The following is a 16,054-nucleotide window of genomic DNA, read 5'->3' on the forward strand; positions in this document are numbered from 1 at the left end:
CGGTGCCAGCTCGTCACCTCACTGCATCGAACCCGTTGCGCGAGCGCCGAAGTGCGCGTCCTGCAAGCTTCCCCGTCGGCACCCCGTCCGACAGTGCCGGTTGCCCATTGACCAGAACGTGCCGCATTCCGGTCGCATACACTCTTGGGTTGTCGTATGTCGCGAGATCCTCTACCTGCGAGGGGTCGAAGATCGCCAGATCGGCGTATCCCCCTGGCGCAATGTAGCCCCGCTTCGCCAAACCGAAGTTTTCAGCAGGAAGGCTGGTCATTCGGCGAACGCATTCCTCGACTGATTGCCCACCAATGCCGCGGGTGTAGCGGCTCAGAATACGGGCGAAAGTTCCGAATGAACGGGGGTGGACGGGTTGCCCCGCGAAAAGGGTCTCCGTGCTTTGAGCATCGGCATCGGAACCAACCGAAACCCAGGGACGCTCGAAGGCAATTCGCGTGTTGTCCTCCGACGCAATGAAATAGGCAGCTTCGGCTGTGGGGAGAGCGTCGAGAACAGCCAGTATGGTGTCCACCGGGTCGTGATGCCCCATCCTCCGAGCAATAGATCCCAGAGCTTCCCCCGCTCGGATCCCGAGTGCCGGTACCTCGGACAGGATCGTCACCCCATCGGCACCTCCGGACGCAGCGTAGAGATTCTCCCAGTCCTCGTCCTCACGATGGATCCTCTCGCGGATCTGGTCTCGGACACCGGTTGAGTTCAGGTGCGTGCGCCCGGCCGTGGTGTCACGACACCGAAACTCCGGTGGCAACGCGGCACTGAGCAACGTGTTCCCCACCTCGTACGGATATACGTCCGCGGTGATTCGCACGCCGTCCTCGCGAGCCGACTCAACCAATCGCAGAGCCTCTGACATTTTGTGCCAGTGCGACTTACCAGCAACCTTGAGGTGGTAGATCTCCCCGCGCGCTCCTGTCGTTCGAGCGATATCGATCAGTTCCTCGATGCTTTCGAGAAACCTCTGCCCTTCGCTTCGGAGATGGCAGATATGGACGGCATCGTGTCTGGCGAGCACCTGCGAAAATGCTCGCAACTCGCCGGTATCGGCATAGCTTCCGGGTGGATAGATCAGAGCCGAACCCACTCCGAGAGCTCCATTTTCAAGCTCGTCGTCGAGCAGGGCACACGCTTCGGCCAGCTCTTGTTCACTCAACAGACGATTGTCCACACCCGCAACCACCATGCGCAGATTCGCTGCGCCGACGAAGCTCGCCACGTTGAAACCGACGCCGTTCGTCTCCAATGATTCGAGAAAATCGTGCAACCTGGGCCAATGTGATTGCACCCCAGGTGGAATCGCACCCAAGCCGAGCATCGTCGGAGTCATCGAACCCGTGACCGGTCCGAGAGACACGCCTTCACCGAAGACCTGGGTTGTGACCCCCTGATACAAGTCCGACAATCCTCGTGGGTCTTGCTGCAGCGTGAGGTAACTATGGCTGAGCACATTCACAAAACCGGGAGCCACCATACAACCGCGAGCATCGATGTCGATCGCCCCCGGCACAGCACCGATCGTTCCGACTTCCACGATCGTGTCACCGGAGATCGCAACATCCGCTTTCCTGGGCGGGCTCCCTCCACCATCGAGCACAGTCCCGTCCCGAACGACGATTGTCGGCAGCATCACGTCTCCTCCACGGTGGCCTTGCTGTCGCGAGATGCGACCCTGCTCACTCTGCTCAATCGTGGAAGCGAAATCTTGTTCCAGACACACATACTCGATGCAAAATTGGTGCCGCCCTACCAAACTGACACATGGTTCCGATCATGCCATCGGTTAGCCGACGACCCTGCGAATCTCGCTCTCGGAGGCATTGGCGCCCGTGCAGACAACAGCAACGCGCTTGCCAGCGAAGGTGTTCGGATGCGCATAGACCGCAGCAAGTGCGGCCGCACCGGCGCCTTCACTCAAAGTGTGAGCGTCGTAGAGCAACGCCCGCTGCGCGAGGGTGATGTCGTCGTCAGTGACGAGCAGGAAGCCTCCGAGCCGTTCACGCAAAACACGTTGTGTCAGTGCGAACCCGGCACCGGTCGCAAGCCCCTCGACACGGGTGGTGTTCGGGCGCTCGACGCACGTGCCGGAACTCCATGAGTCATGTGCGGCTCGCGCGGCCCCCGACTGCACTGCGAACACCTCTAGGTGCGGTGCGAGCGTACTGGCGACGAGACACGCCGCCGCGGCGCCGCTGCCGCCACCGACTGGGACTACCACCGCGTCCAGATCGGGTTGTTGTTCGACGAGTTCGACGTAAGCAGTAGCGACACCGGCAAGGATGGCCGGCTCATTGGCGGCGCTGACGAGACGCAGGCCGTCACATTCGCTGATGAACTCGGCGTGAGCACGTGCCTCGTCGAAATTCACACCGTGCTCGACGAGTTCGGCTCCGAGCATGCGGACAGCGTGAGCCTTGACTGGATTCGCCCCAACCGGCATGACGATCACACATCGCACGCCCGCACCCGCTGCTGCATACGCCAAGGATTGAGCGTGGTTTCCGGTCGAGTAGCCGACAATCCCCCGCGCCCGCGTCGCCTCATCCAGTCCTGCCACCAGATTCAGTCCGCCGCGAACCTTGAACGCACCCGTGGGGTGCACGTTCTCGTGTTTGACGAACAATTGGCTGCACGAGCCCGCATTCAAGGTCGGGTGCGATATCAGGGGCGTGACCGGTAGATGCCGACGGACGACCTGACTGGCACGCTCGATGTCTGCCCATGTGGGTGGTTGTAGCTCGGTTGTTGCCGCAAGATCCGGTGCCTGTGCCATGTGGATCACCCTGCCAAACACTGATTCATAGGTCCAATACGTGTTTTCGTCAAAAGCATCGAAATCTTCTATGATTTCGGCATGCTCGATCAAATTCGGCTGAGGGTCTTGGTCGCTGTTGCACAGGAAGGATCGGTGACAGCCGCCGCCGATTCTCTCGGTTACGCACAGCCCTCCATCAGCCACCACCTTCGACAACTCGAATCGGAAGTCGGGGTTCCACTGTTCCAGCGAGCCGGTCGTGGGCTACGTCTGACGGATGCCGGTGCGGTACTGGTTCGGCGAGCCACCGAGATCCTCGGCCACGTCGATGCAGCAGTAGCGGAAGTCGAAACCTACGCAGGACTGAGGGCCGGGCGGGTACGACTGGCCGCATTCCCGTCAGCCCTGGCGAGTTTGATTCCGCAGGCAATGGCAGCGTTCACGTCCCAGTACCCCGATGTGTCCATCAGCCTCGTGGATGCAGAACCACCCAAAGCACTTGCACTGCTTCGTAACAACGATGTGGACGTAGCTGTTGTCTTCGCGCACGAGGACACCCCTGAAGTCGGGCTCAAGCATGTCGCGCAGACGGCTTTGCTGGAAGATCCGTTGTACCTGATCACCTCCGCGCGGGATCCAGATGCCGCCCGCGAGCTCAGTGGCTACTCCAGTGAGACCTGGATCGCCGGCTGCCCGAGTTGCCGCGCCCACCTCCTCACCGCTTGCAATCGTGCTGGGTTCATTCCGCGGATCGAGTTCGAGACCGACGACTACGTCGCCGTCCAAGCGCTGGTCGCCTCCGGAAGCGGGGTCAGCACCCTTCCGGCCCTCGCTCTCCAGGCACATCAGAATCCGGATATCCGCGCACACCGCATTCCCGGCGAGCGGCGCACTATCTCTGTCGCGACCTACGGGAAACCTCCACTTGCTCCCGCCATCGACGCGTTCGTCAGAACTCTGACAGCGATATCCGAATCCATGCGTGAGCGCGTCGAACTGGACGGGCACGTCAGTCTATGACTAACCTGGACGGCCCGATCACGACCGCCCGCAATAGCCGGTGACCTCAGGCCCGGCCGACCACCGCGACTATCAGTGCGGCAAGTTCGCTTCGAGCATCGTCGGGCGAGAGCGCTCCCGCTACAGCCGCATGCGAGAGTGCCTCTGCAGCGCCGAATATTGCAGTCATCGAAGGTTGCGCAAATCCGCCGCCCACACCAAAGGGAGCCAGCACCTCTCGACATCGTTCGGAATACGCGTGTTCGGATTCACGCTTGACCCGCTCCAGCTCGGGCGAACCCTCCAGCGCTGCAAGCACACCCGTCAGCTCACGCCCCTGGGCCAGCGAACATCCGACGTAGGAGTCGGCGATGGCATTCGCGCGTCCGCTCAAAGACTCATCCGCGGCATCGAGATACTCCTCGAGCATCACCGTCTGACGATCGTCGAATTCCTTGAACAGGGCTGCCAACAACGCGGCGCGGGAGGCGAAATGGCTGTAGACAACGGGCTTTGCAACGCCGGCACGTTCAGCCAACCTGCCAAGGGTGAGCGCGTCTGCGCCCTCCTCTCGCACCAATGCCCACGACACCTCGACGAGCTGTTCGTACCTGCCGGCTCGCGACAGTCTCGTACGTGCCATCGGACACCTCCTTGCGCTATATACCAATAGTAACCTACTCTTAGTACATAAGCGCACCATCTACCGAAGGAACGCTCATGACCACACTCGTCGTAGTCTCCCACTCCGATCCACAGTCACTTACCCAGCATGTCGCCCGTTCTACCGCCGACGCGATCCGCGACCTGGGCGGCGACGTCGACTTCGCGGACCTACATGCCGAGAATTTCGATCCCCGATTCTCCGAAGCCGATGTGAACCTGTTCCGCGGCAACGGGTCTCCCCCGGCCGATGTTGTAGCCGAGCAGGACCGAATCGATCGTGCAGACGATCTGATTCTCGTGTTTCCGATGTACTGGTGGTCGATGCCCGCACTACTCAAAGGTTGGATCGATCGAGTCTTCGTCAGCGGATGGGCGTACGAATACACCCCGGGAAGCGAATTCGTGAAGAAACTGGACCGACTCGCCGTCCACCTGATTCCGGTCGCAGGTGACGACGCTGAGAGTTTCGACCGACACGGCGTGTACGAGGCCTTCCGGACACAGATCGAGCGCGGCATCATCGAATATTGCGGTGCCACACTGGGATCGACAACCTTCGTTCACGAGTCGGACACGAAGGGCCGAGACGTCCTCGCCGCAGAAATCCACGACCTCAGCGAGAGTATCGCGGCCCGTGTTGCCTTCCCTGCGACCGTGACTTCCCGTTGACGGTCAAAAAGGGGTCAACTGACTCTTGACTGGCCCGTGGCCGCCCAGTAGCGAAGCGTATCCCCCGTATGGCCGAGGTTGCGCGACGACTGATCAGCTGGGCGCACGCTGTCGAGTAGACCACCGCACCGTTCGATTGCTTTGCGCGAACCCTCGTTCGTTTCGTCGCAGGTAATCAGGACGCGACTGAGCCCTACCGGGTCGCCGGCGTACGTGAGCACCTCCCGCAGAGCAGTCGACGCTATCCCTTTCCGGCGTTCCGACGGCCGGATCCCGTAGCCGATATGACCACCAAGATCAGCCAAGAACTCATTCAAGCTGTGTCGCAACTGGATAGCACCGAGATACCTGCCCTCTCGAACGATCCACCAGTTGGTTGCCGGGACAATGTCGGGCCCCGGCAACGCCTCAGGCTGCGCCAACAACTCCTGCACCCAGTGCCCGAACCCATCGCGGGATGCAAGGTCGAGATCCAGACGTTGCGCAACTCCCAAGGCCGAACCGGGCTGATCCGCCTGCGGTCCGCCCCACTCGTCACGCGACTCCAACCAGGACACCCACAAGGCCTCGTCAGGCGCAACCAAATCGACAGTCATAGCAGCGATGCTACTTCGTAACGGCGGCGGTCGAGTCGGCGCACGCCGCCGCTGCGTCGGTCACCAAATCAACCGCCGCCATCCGCTGTCGAGTGGACTCCCTTCCCCAACCTGTTTCAAGCCACGAGATTTCGTTTCGGATGCCGAACTCGAGAAACGAAACGGTCGCGGTGTCCATAGCCGGGGATGCGCCGAACTTGCTGACTTCTCATCGTTGTTCAGAGTTCCCCTGGACCGACAATTCTCAGTCCCTCCGGCGGTACCTCCTGCACGATAAATGCGTCGGCGGCGTCGGTCACGATGGCTATGTAGAAAACGTGTTGACCGTCGACCTGCACCGGGCAGCCAATGTTAAATCCTGCGAGTCGTGGAATCCGCGCGAGTACGGGTTCGCCGCCGGTGATCTGGGCGTCGCCGTGCAGGCGTGCGGCCTCAGCCAGTACAGCTCGCTTCACCGCCTCGCGGTCCACCAGGTCGTCCCTGTCCGTCAACGACGACAGCGACACCGGTTCGGTGCACACGAACGGCACCTCTAGGCGCATAGGTTGCGGCACTCCGGTTTCGGAGTCGGGTGGGGTGTAGGTGCTGAATCCGACGCGGTGCGCCGCAATCGGCCGATACGACTCGTGGTCGATCACGAACGTCCACTGCGCGAGGTGGGCGGCTACATTTCCAAGCAGTGCTGGACCGCCACGTGCTGTCGCTTCCAGAAATGCCTCGTATCCGACAAGATCTACGTCGGCTCCGTAGTCGATGTCGCGGGCCTGGGCGTGGGCCTCCGACAGATCGACTTCGAACAGTGACACCGGATAGGGATGCTTGCGCCCGTCGATCTCAGCGTAGAAATCTCTGAGGGCGTCGGTGTCGAGATCGTCGGCAATCCACTGTGCAATCTCACGGGTCGTCACTTCCTCAACCGGGCGAGCAGGCTCGGGAAATCCGCGAAAGACCCCATCGTCATCAGTACTGTCTGCGAAGGACTCGAAGTCCATGTTCGCGATCGACAGATTGTTCTCCACACTCCACATTTCCGCGGGAATGACGCGAAATGTCCTCCCCCGTGGCCGATCCGGTTCGTCGGGGCCCGTGTAGACAGCGACGATGGGATGCTCAGGGGTTCTCACCGTCTCGGCATCGACTAGAAACGCGTAGTAGGGCGGCGGCTCGCCGATCAGCCCGAGCAGGCCGTCGACAGTCAGTCCGTCATAGTCCCGATTGTCGATGCAGGTGAGATACGCCGCAAACTCCAGATCGCTGTCGCCCTCCGATACCGGAGCCATTGCAGCGACGGCGATCTCACGCCAAGCGCCATCGTCGGTGAAATCGGTGCGGATCAACAGAGACTCGTCGACGAGGTGATCGGTAAGCACTCGACCGGTTCCCAGAGCCTCGAGCAACCCTGCTTCTCGGCGATCAAGTTCCTCCACCGCGAGTTCGGCGGCGATCTGGGCTGCCTCCCGACTGGGCGGGTCGACGGGCACAATCGACTGGACGATGCGAGCGCAGTCCGTTGGGTCGATGTCCTGATAACCACGAATTTCGTACGTCCAGTCACCGAGCGAGCATCGATAACGCTGCGGTGTGAGATCGTTCGGCCACTCTAGAGCCGGCTCGCCGATCGCGCTCACCCAACGACGCAACGTGAATTGGGGCGACTGTCCATGGATCGACAGGCTCAGTTCGCCGGTGCGAGGATCACCTGACTGCGACGTGGCAACTATCGTCATCGGGAGCCATGTCGGAACTGCCTGAGGAATCTCGGCCAGAGCGCGTTCCCGTTCCTGATGCTCACGTTGATGCTTCGCGATCTCGTCTTGCGCAGGACGCGAGGGACCCGTCCATCGGAACAATCCTGGATCGAATTCTTCATCCAGTGCGGGGTTTTCGAGTTCCATCCACTCGTCGCCGTGCTGCCACCGCAACGCGACGCCGAGTTCCGCATCGAACACATAAGTAACCGTCTCGTTGGTGTACTGGTCGAGAGCGGTCACCTCCCATCCCTCGCGGCCTCGAACGATCGCTGCGCGGGGCGAACTGGGGTCGACGAATCGTTCGTTGTCGAACATATGACTTGATGCAGGAGGGAACGTGTCATAAGCGCGGAGAAGCAGCGATGGTGAACCGATACCGATGGTCGAGTACATCGTGTTCGGAGACTTGACGGCGTGGACCATCGCATCGTCCGCGTCGCGAGACCATCTGTCCGTCGCGTTCTCCAGAAAGATCGGCTCGCCCGACTCGTTTTCGTAGCGCCACGCCGCCTCCGGAGCATGCAACACCAGCTGCCACGACCCGTCGGGGCGGTGAACGACGCCACGCACAGTGCGTCCCATCGTGCCGTAATTCGCGCCTCGGATCTGTTCCCACGTCGGTGCCATTCCCAGAACGTACCTCACGGTACGTTCTCCCGAGAAAGCTATCTTCTCAGGCGATATCTCAACTACCGCCCGCAGTCATTGCACTCCTGTTGCAATAGCACTGACCACGACCGAGTTCATCGAGCCTGATCGCGTAAAACCGTCGAGGAATCACAGGTCTCGAATCGACGTGACGACAACCGGCCTGACCGGCTTGGGCGCCGCGCCGCAACTCGGTGGTCGCGGCGCGAGTTCGGAGACTGCAGTCTCCACGGCCCATCGCCGGCCGTCCACATGTGCGACGACGCATGTCCCGTCACTCGCCTGCTCGATGACAGCCAAGTCGTCGATTCCACAGCTGATTTGTTGTCGCACTGCAATTTCCGAAGCCTGACCCGCCGGAGACCAGCAACTCCGTCCACGCAGGCCTGGCAAATGGACTTGATCCCGGGAAGCCACCTCCACGGCCGTGACACTCTCACTTGCGGACAGACGGCCGTATGTATTGCCGCTCGGCAGCAGGATCATCGACGGCGCAAATCGGTGCCCGCCGGTATGCGAACACTCCCACACCTGAGGCCCGAAGGACGACGTCAGTGCTGCGGCAATCGGCCTGCCGAATACAGCGCAGCACTGGTCGCGCTTGCCGTGAGCGCAGACCAATACGACTGGCTCGGTCACTTGCTCGCCCAATCCTGGTGGCGGCCCATCCAACAGGAAGAAATCGACGTCGAGTAAGTCCATCGGCGAATCGATGTGCAACCTTTCACACCATGAGTCGCTCGGATCGGAGCGCGCAAGCAGGACGGTGTGTCCATCAGTCATCGGGTCGGTGCGCCCGGGTCGCCGAACGAACATGATTCGTACGTCGGCAGCGTCGGCTCGTCGGCTCAGCTCGGCGGCGAGCTCCTCCCCCAACGCCGTTCCGTCCAGCACGTCACGACCCCAGGCTGCGTTGAATTCGAGACACACCCAACCCCGCACGACGGCAGCGCTGCCTGCCAGCGGTTCGTCGACAGCAGACAGCGCGGAACAGGTTTCGGCTTCGATCACGAGCCCTATTGTGTCAGCCGCGCTGGGTGTCGATTCGCAAGTGCCTGTGGCTCAGTGACGCGGCAGCTCAGTAGAACTTCTTGCCCTCCGCAAGCTGGTTGACGAATTTCTCGATCCGCCTGGCTCGAGTCTCCGGACGCTTTGCCTCCTGCAGTCGGTACGCGATGGTGAATCGGTTGGTGGAATTGAGCGTCGCGTAGAACTCGCGAGCCTTCGGGTTTTCCGCAAGCGCATCGAGAAAGTCTTTCGGGACCTCGGCCTTGGCTGATCCCTCGTATGCGCGATCCCACCGACCGTCGGCCTTGGCCTTCTCGATCTCGGCGATGCCGGATGGCTCGAGAAGTCCCGCGGCGTCGAGGCGGGCGACGATCTCGACATTGCGTTTGGACCACGGACTCCGCGCGGTGCGTCGCGAAAACTTCTGTACGAAGAAATCGTCGTCGATTCGCCGTGCGAGGCTGTCGATCCAGCCGAAGCACAGGGCAACGTCCAACGCTTGGTCGTAGTCGATAGAGCTGTGCGACGAGGTCTTCTTGGCCATTTTCAGCCAAAGGCCGGGGACCACCTCGTGGTTCTCGGACAGCCATCGACGGAACTCTTCTCCGTCAGCGAAGTATTCGGTATCGAGTTCGACTGCCATCAGTGCTCCTCACATTCTCGATACCCATACTCTGACAAAACCCTGCGACAAATATCCGAGAGTTCCGAGTGCGAGCAGCCATTTGGCAATACTGACGGTCGAGGCGGCGCGAACCCTCGAGTCGGTGACGATGTCCCGATGATCGAGGAAATGCAGTCCGGCCACGTTCTCGACGTAGTCGCCGGCCGCCGACAGTACCGGTGCGACGGCAAGGACGCGCCGAGTTGCGGAGGAAAGGGGAACCCGCTCCCCGAGCCGCTTGCTTGCTGACCGCAAAGCCATCGCGTAGATCGCGGGATGTACGAAGTCGGGGTAGTAGTGACTACGAAATCGCGCCGTGGCCGCCGCGTCCATGGAGTCCAAGATCTCGACGTACCGGCGAGCGGAGAACGCCGTCTGCACTTCCAATACTTTGGGAGCCACCGGCCCGAGTAGGCGAGCAATATTCGCTTGTGAGACAACAAAAGCGGTGGTCCACAATGCCATCGCCTTTGCAGATCCAGTTGGTGCCATTCCACGATCGTGCCATCTTCGCACAACAGAACGGAACGGCCCGACGGAAAAGCTCGCCGAAAATGTGCATGAGGTTGCAAAAAGCGGGCATCCCGTATCGATCATCGGTCCGATAGCGGGGAGCGCGCATGTCGCCCAAGTCCAACCCGACAGTTCTGTTCATCCACGGACTCTGGATGCACCCGACCACCTGGGATTCCTGGGCACAGGTTTTCAACGCGCAGGGGTACCCCACGATGGCGCCGGGGTGGCCAGGGGACGCGTCGACGGTGGGTGAGACGCGCGAACACCCGGAAGACATCGCGGGACACGGCATCGACGACGTGACCGATCACTACGCCAAGGTGATCGCCGATCTCGACGAACCACCGATCGTGGTGGGGCATTCGTTCGGAGGTTTGATCGCGCAGAAACTGCTGGGCCAGAAGTTGGCGACCGCGGCAATTGCCATCGACCCGGCTCAGCCCAAAGGGGTGTTGAAACTTCCCCTCGTTCAACTGGGCAGCGTCTTCCCGGTCCTGTCCAACCCCGGGAATTACCGGAAGGCGTACTCACACAACAGAGAGTCGTTTCACAAGTCCTTTGCCAGCGCCGTGTCCAAGGACGAGTCCGACGCCTTGTTCGAGCAGTATGCGATTCCCGCCCCTGGTCGGCCGTTGTTCGAGGCGGCACTCGCCAACTTCGCGCCTCACAGCCCCGCTGCCGTGGATTTCAACGCGCAACGTGGACCCCTTCTGATGATCGGCGGCGGCAAGGATCGCACAGTCCCGAAAGCCAGTTCGGACAGCTCGTTCAAGAAGTATGCCAAGGCTCCAACGGTCAACGAATACAAGGTCTTCGGCGATCGGGGGCATTCTCTGACCATCGACCACGGCTGGCGTGAGATCGCGGATTACAGCCTTGCCTGGCTCGACAAGCAGGGCATGAGCCCGCCGCAAGGCAAGCACGAAAGTCAGTCTCAGCCGAAAGCTTGAAAACGACGACGGTACACCTGCGGCGAGATTCCGAGATGCGTCGAAAATGCTCGGCGTAGGGATTCCGAACTGCCGAATCCCGCCAACTGCGCGGCTTCGGTCACCGAGTGGCCGGCATCGAGGAGTGCTTTCGCGGAATCGAAACGGATCAACTCGACGTATTTGGCCGGCGTCGTACCGAGTTCCTCGCGAAAGAGCCTCGTCAAATGCCGTGGGCTCAGATGCGCCAGGGCAGCCAGTTCGTCGACCGAGTACTCCCCCGCCGGATCGGCCGCCACCGCATCGACTACTGCGCGAAGCGCAGGCACCCGGGGCCGCGGCCCGCTCAACGACGGCGAGAACTGTGACTGCCCACCTGGACGCTGGAGGAATACCACCAGAAGCTGCGCGACGCGTCGGGCCATCTCTGCACCATGATCTCGCTCGAGCAATGCGAGCGCGAGGTCGATCCCGGCGGTCACACCCGCAGACGAGAACACCGTGCCGTCCTCGATGAAAATGGCGTCGGGAACTACCGTGATCTGCGGATAGGCGCGCGCCAGCGTTGCCGTGTGTTGCCAATGCGTCGTTGCGCGGCGTCCGTCGAGCAGTCCACTCGCCGCCAGGATGAAAGTCCCGGTACAGATCGAGGCAACCCGCCCCGAACGCCCTGCCAGGTCACGTGCTGCCTCGCGTAGTTCCGGGCTCACCGGCGTGGACGGGAACACGTCGCCACCCATGACAAGCAACGTGTCGAAGGAACCGGAATCTGCGACGTCGCAGTCGACCGGAATGCGCATGCCGGTCGACGAGTCGACATCGTGTCCACCCACCGAGCAGATCACCAACTCGTAGTTCGCTCCGCCGCGATTGGCTTCTGCGAACACCTCACTCGGACCTGCGACGTCGAGCAGTTTGACGCCGTCGAACACCAGGACGGCAACTCGATGCACTGCGGTCACGATCACTCCCCTTCGTCCTGATCTGTGGACAGTATGGCCGAGATCAGGGTGCGCCCGCGTGCGTGCTCGACCGACACTGGGATAGACCGAGAAATTCGCAGCAGCGACGAGCAGAGCAGGTACCGATGAACACGATCATTGCCGGTGTGAAAATCCCCGATTCGAAGATGACTGCCGACGCCACCGAACTCGTCCGAGATACGGCGTCCGAGTTACTGTTTCACCACTCGCGACGCGTCTTCCTCTTCGGATCGCTGCAAGGCGCGCGTTTGGGGCTGCACGCCGACCCCGAATTGCTCTACGTCGGCGCCATGTTCCACGATCTGGGGCTCACCGAGAAGTTCCGAGACAGTACGGCACGATTCGAATTGGACAGCGCGGACGAAGCACGGCGATTCCTCACCGGCTACGGAGTCGACGAAGCCGACATCCGCACAGTGTGGGAAGGCATCGCTTTACATACGACGCCCGAAGTTCCCTCCCGATTGGAACCCGAAATCGCCTTGGTGACAGCGGGTGTGGAGACCGATGTACTCGGAATCGGATACAGCGAACTCGACCGGGCCGACATCGACGCCGTCACCGCGGCCCACCCCCGTCCGGATTTCAAGAATCAGATCTTGAAGGCCTTCACCGACGGTTTCAAGCACCGCCCCGAGAGCACGTTCGGAACGGTCAACGGTGACGTGCTCGAACATTTTGTACCTGGATTTCGGCACATCGATTTTGTCGAGGTCATCCAGAACTCGGCTTGGCCCCAATAGAATTCGCTTTCAGCCGGCCGCCTCACTCATCGCAGCGGCATCTTCCGCCCCGAACTTTTCCTCGAGAGTTTCCGGCGAATAGTCGAGGTCGATCTCGGCGACGTCGCGCCCGCGCGCAGACTCGATCGCCGAAAGTCGGCGCTGCGCACGGTCTGCGGCATACTCGAGGAACTCCTGATTGTCCAAACCGAACGGCTGCACCTCGAATTGATCGTTGACCCAGTTGATCATTCCGAGCGCCATGGGCATGAGTTCACCCATCCGCTGCTGGACGACGTCCCAGTTGTGATCGTCGGCGGCGACGTGCCTTCGGCAGGTGAACGTCCCCCAAGCCATGTGCCGTCGTTCGTCGTCACCGATCTTCCGCACCAATTGCTGCATGCCAGGCAGGATTCCGCGCGTCGCACAGACTTTCTGCCAGGCGTAGTAGCCCGTCAACGCCAGACTGCCCTCGATGACGTGGTTGTACGTGACGCTGGCACGCACCTGGTTGACCGGGCTGGGATCCGTCTCGAGAATGCGTAGCGACGACGGCAACTCCTCGTAGAACAGTTGCCGGTAGTACGGATTGTCAGCGACGTAGGAATGCAGGTCACTGGTCAATCCCACTTCGTCCATCCACAGCCGAAATACCTGGGTGTGCTTGGCTTCCTCGAAACAGAACTGCGTCAAGTACATCTCGTCGCCGAACCTGCCCTCGGTCGACATCGCTTTCATGAACGGTTGAATGTCTTCGGTGACGGCTTCTTCACCGGCAATGAACTGCGCGCACAGGAAGGTGGCGCTGCGCTGCTGCTCGCTGGTCAGCTCCTGCCAGTCACGAGCGTCCTGGGAAAAATCGAGGTCGGTTGGGTTCCAGAATTTTGCATTTCCCTTGGTGAACAATCGGAGTGGGAACGAATCCCAGTTCAACCCTCCCGACCGAAGAGTACTGAAACCTTCTCGCCCCGGCGAGGTGACAGTCATGACATTCCTTCTTCCCGAACCGAAGACAGATGCCCCACCAGCATGCCCGCAGAACTGAAACGTGAATCAGTTTTGGCGAAATTCGATCTATTCCTTCAGAGAAACGCCCTTGGTCTCCATCACTGCGAAGAGCTTGGCGTTCATCTGAGCCGCCAGATCTGGCCGATACGAGCCGATATTGAGCGGATTGGCTAGATTGTTCAGTTCCAAGGGGTCGGCTTGTAAGTCGTAGAGTTCGTATTGCGGCGCAGCAACTCCCGCGGGATCGAAGTACATCGTGTACTTCCATCGACTCTCACGTATGCACCGGATGTGATTAGGCTGCGTGACGATGTTCTGACCGTCGGGCGTTGCGCAGTTCTGATCGTCGTAGGTGAACAGAATCGTGTCCTGAACCTGCGCGCTGGGACTTTGCGGATAAGCGGCAGCGTCGACGACGACCGGTGTCAGATCGGTGCCCAAGAAGTTCCACGATTCACGCGCGGGCGCTTGAGCGAGAGTGGCGAGAGTGGGCATCACGTCGATCAACGACGCCAGGGCGTCGGTGCGAACGGGCTCGGGAAACAGCAAGGGGTTGCTGATGACCAATGGAACGCGCAGCGTTTCCTCGTAGGCGTTGAACACCTTCTGCCGCAAACCTCCGTGGCTCATCCCCATCTCCCCGTGGTCGGACATGCGAACGATCACCGTGTCGTCGAGCATCTGTGGAGTGGCCTCGATCGCGTCGAGCACGCTGCCGATGTGTTCGTCCACAACCTTGTGCATGTAGGCGTAGAAGTTGATGTAGTTGCGGGCCTGATCGGGTCCGAGCAGCGGCCCGAGCCCGGCTGCAAGCAGCAATTCCGACTGAACCTGTGCTGTCGGTTTGTGATTGAGCGCCAGGATCTCGTCGAAGGTGGGCGGCAGGTCGATTCCTTGCTCGAAGGCGCCTGGTGCGTCCGATCCGTAGTTGTCGCACGTGCCGTTCATCGCGTTCCACGTCTGGGGGTACGCGAGGACATCGTGCGGGTTCACGAACGAGACGATCAGCGCCCAAGGCTGTCCGGACGTGATTGCTGGTCCGGAGAGAAAATCGACTGCCTCCTCGGCAACACGGCGATCATGGTCTGCGCACCCGCCGCCGAAATGATCCGGATTGGTGTCCTGGCCCGCGTCCGGCGGAATCCACCCTTCGAAGCCGAATCCCGCCACGTCCTCGCTTGTCGGATCACCGCCGACGACGCCTTTGCTCAGATGCCATTTCCCCCGGTACTGGACGTTGTAGCCGGCCGACGCCAGCAGCTTTGCCATGTTCTGTTCGGAGACCTGCAACTGTGGCTCGGTGGGGGAAACAGTGCCGCCTTCGGTGAGCGTTCTCGTGACCCCGTGCTGCGCGGGGTAAAGGCCGGTGAAGAACGTACTGCGACTCGGCGAGCACATCGCGGTATTGCACACCGCCTGGTCGAACGTCAGCCCGTGATCGGCAATCCTCTTGCGGTTGGGCAGATTCTGATCAGCCCAGCCTTGCGGCCAGTACATCGGCCGGCGCTCCTGATCGGTGATGATGACAACGATGTTGGGTTTCTGCGGAAACCGATCGGCGGGCGCTGCTTGCGCCGGCGCCGCGCTCACCGCGCCGGTTGCGACGTCTGCCACTCCGGCGAGGACAAGAGCACCGACGCCACCGAGGAACGTCCGGCGTGGCAATGAATGACAATGCGAGGCTGGAACGTTCTCTGGGTTCACGGGCGTCGTCCTCTCGGAGGCGTTGTCGCCCCAGAGTTGACCGAATCACTCTTCGCTACACATGCTCGAGCAAACCGCCTGACTGATCAGCTCGATTACCCGATCCGCACAGCGCAGCGGATCCGGTGTCCGGCCGATGCCGAGAGTGTCGACTATCGAAATCGTTCTTCGCACATCAGCCTCCTCGACGCCCCACGACCAACCGAAGTCGTGATTCCAGAGCAGAACTGCGTTCTTCCCCGGATGGTTTCGGGCATGAACGGGGAGAACGATCACCGCATCCGTGCTCGGACCCTGCGGCCATCGAACTGTCTCACCGTGAACGGATCGTGCTACCGCGTCGACGTATTCGTGTGCGGACCAGTCGTTGCCGTTGGTGTGCATGGAAGTACATTCGGTGCCGCACGCGTTGTGGATGGGTTCTTCC

Annotated in this window: 16 protein-coding genes; 4 read left to right on the forward strand and 12 right to left on the reverse strand. The window is 61.1% G+C overall.

The features are described from left to right. Positions 1 to 13: 13 nt before the first annotated feature. The gene (locus tag ACFWEM_RS14280) at positions 14 to 1,639 is read right to left on the reverse strand and encodes an amidohydrolase family protein (protein ID WP_378534590.1); all 1,626 of its coding nucleotides are present in this window, start codon (positions 1,637 to 1,639) and stop codon (positions 14 to 16) included. A 153-nt stretch (positions 1,640 to 1,792) separates the two neighbouring features. Beyond that, a complete protein-coding gene (locus ACFWEM_RS14285) occupies positions 1,793 to 2,782 on the reverse strand; it encodes a threonine/serine dehydratase (protein WP_378534352.1) in 990 nt (329 codons plus the stop codon). Positions 2,783 to 2,863: 81 nt separating this feature from the next. On the opposite strand from ACFWEM_RS14285, the gene ACFWEM_RS14290 reads away from it, so the two are divergent. Then, the gene (locus ACFWEM_RS14290) at positions 2,864 to 3,784 is read left to right on the forward strand and encodes a LysR family transcriptional regulator (RefSeq protein ID WP_378534354.1); all 921 of its coding nucleotides are present in this window, start codon (positions 2,864 to 2,866) and stop codon (positions 3,782 to 3,784) included. A gap of 46 nt (positions 3,785 to 3,830) precedes the next feature. Here the strand turns inward: ACFWEM_RS14290 and ACFWEM_RS14295 are convergent, their stop codons facing one another. Continuing rightward, on the reverse strand, positions 3,831 to 4,406 hold the full coding sequence (locus ACFWEM_RS14295) for a TetR/AcrR family transcriptional regulator (protein ID WP_378534356.1): 576 nt from the start codon (positions 4,404 to 4,406) through the stop codon (positions 3,831 to 3,833). Between the two features lie 77 nt (positions 4,407 to 4,483). Here ACFWEM_RS14295 and ACFWEM_RS14300 point away from each other — a divergent pair, with 77 nt between their 5' ends. Continuing rightward, entirely contained in the window at positions 4,484 to 5,098 is a 615-nt protein-coding gene (locus ACFWEM_RS14300; protein WP_378534359.1) for an NAD(P)H-dependent oxidoreductase, read from the forward strand. 14 nt (positions 5,099 to 5,112) lie between these two features. On the opposite strand, the gene ACFWEM_RS14305 is transcribed toward ACFWEM_RS14300, so the two are convergent. The 5 genes from ACFWEM_RS14305 to ACFWEM_RS14325 all read right to left on the reverse strand — a co-directional run bounded on the left by ACFWEM_RS14305 (position 5,113) and on the right by ACFWEM_RS14325 (position 10,257). Next, positions 5,113 to 5,694: a GNAT family N-acetyltransferase gene (locus ACFWEM_RS14305; RefSeq protein ID WP_378534361.1), complete on the reverse strand. Its 582-nt coding sequence runs from the start codon at positions 5,692 to 5,694 to the stop codon at positions 5,113 to 5,115. Positions 5,695 to 5,912: 218 nt separating this feature from the next. Next, positions 5,913 to 8,090 (reverse strand): DUF6924 domain-containing protein, encoded by a 2,178-nt coding sequence (locus ACFWEM_RS14310; RefSeq protein WP_378534363.1) that lies wholly within the window; start codon positions 8,088 to 8,090, stop codon positions 5,913 to 5,915. Between the two features lie 132 nt (positions 8,091 to 8,222). Next, complete coding sequence (locus tag ACFWEM_RS14315; protein WP_378534592.1) at positions 8,223 to 9,113, reverse strand: sucrase ferredoxin; 891 nt, start codon at positions 9,111 to 9,113, stop codon at positions 8,223 to 8,225. Between the two features lie 58 nt (positions 9,114 to 9,171). Further along, the gene (locus ACFWEM_RS14320; RefSeq protein ID WP_378447765.1) at positions 9,172 to 9,744 is read right to left on the reverse strand and encodes a YdeI family protein; all 573 of its coding nucleotides are present in this window, start codon (positions 9,742 to 9,744) and stop codon (positions 9,172 to 9,174) included. A 9-nt stretch (positions 9,745 to 9,753) separates the two neighbouring features. Next, positions 9,754 to 10,257, reverse strand: a complete 504-nt coding sequence (locus ACFWEM_RS14325; protein ID WP_378534365.1) for a hypothetical protein — start codon at positions 10,255 to 10,257, stop codon at positions 9,754 to 9,756. Positions 10,258 to 10,385: 128 nt separating this feature from the next. Here ACFWEM_RS14325 and ACFWEM_RS14330 point away from each other — a divergent pair, with 128 nt between their 5' ends. Then, positions 10,386 to 11,231 carry an alpha/beta hydrolase gene (locus ACFWEM_RS14330; RefSeq protein ID WP_378534367.1) on the forward strand — a complete coding sequence of 282 codons (846 nt, stop codon included), beginning with the start codon at positions 10,386 to 10,388 and terminating at the stop codon, positions 11,229 to 11,231. Here the strand turns inward: ACFWEM_RS14330 and ACFWEM_RS14335 are convergent. Continuing rightward, positions 11,216 to 12,172, reverse strand: coding sequence for a GlxA family transcriptional regulator (locus ACFWEM_RS14335; RefSeq protein ID WP_378534369.1), 957 nt, complete (start codon positions 12,170 to 12,172; stop codon positions 11,216 to 11,218). The two genes, ACFWEM_RS14330 and ACFWEM_RS14335, sit on opposite strands and share 16 nt — an antisense overlap. A 125-nt stretch (positions 12,173 to 12,297) precedes the next feature. Between ACFWEM_RS14335 and ACFWEM_RS14340 the strand changes: the two genes are divergently transcribed. Further along, positions 12,298 to 12,936, forward strand: a complete 639-nt coding sequence (locus ACFWEM_RS14340; RefSeq protein ID WP_378534371.1) for an HD domain-containing protein — start codon at positions 12,298 to 12,300, stop codon at positions 12,934 to 12,936. Positions 12,937 to 12,945: 9 nt separating this feature from the next. On the opposite strand, the gene ACFWEM_RS14345 is transcribed toward ACFWEM_RS14340, so the two are convergent. The 3 genes from ACFWEM_RS14345 to ACFWEM_RS14355 all read right to left on the reverse strand — a co-directional run bounded on the left by ACFWEM_RS14345 (position 12,946) and on the right by ACFWEM_RS14355 (position 16,011). Continuing rightward, entirely contained in the window at positions 12,946 to 13,902 is a 957-nt protein-coding gene (locus ACFWEM_RS14345; protein WP_317556439.1) for a R2-like ligand-binding oxidase, read from the reverse strand. Positions 13,903 to 13,989: 87 nt separating this feature from the next. After that, complete coding sequence (locus tag ACFWEM_RS14350; RefSeq protein WP_378534373.1) at positions 13,990 to 15,627, reverse strand: sulfatase-like hydrolase/transferase; 1,638 nt, start codon at positions 15,625 to 15,627, stop codon at positions 13,990 to 13,992. A gap of 45 nt (positions 15,628 to 15,672) precedes the next feature. Further along, entirely contained in the window at positions 15,673 to 16,011 is a 339-nt protein-coding gene (locus ACFWEM_RS14355) for a DUF6292 family protein (protein ID WP_064443375.1), read from the reverse strand. Positions 16,012 to 16,054 lie beyond the last annotated feature (43 nt).

It is taken from the genome of Rhodococcus sp. NPDC060176, assembly GCF_042728675.1.
Taxonomy (GTDB): domain Bacteria; phylum Actinomycetota; class Actinomycetes; order Mycobacteriales; family Mycobacteriaceae; genus Rhodococcus_F.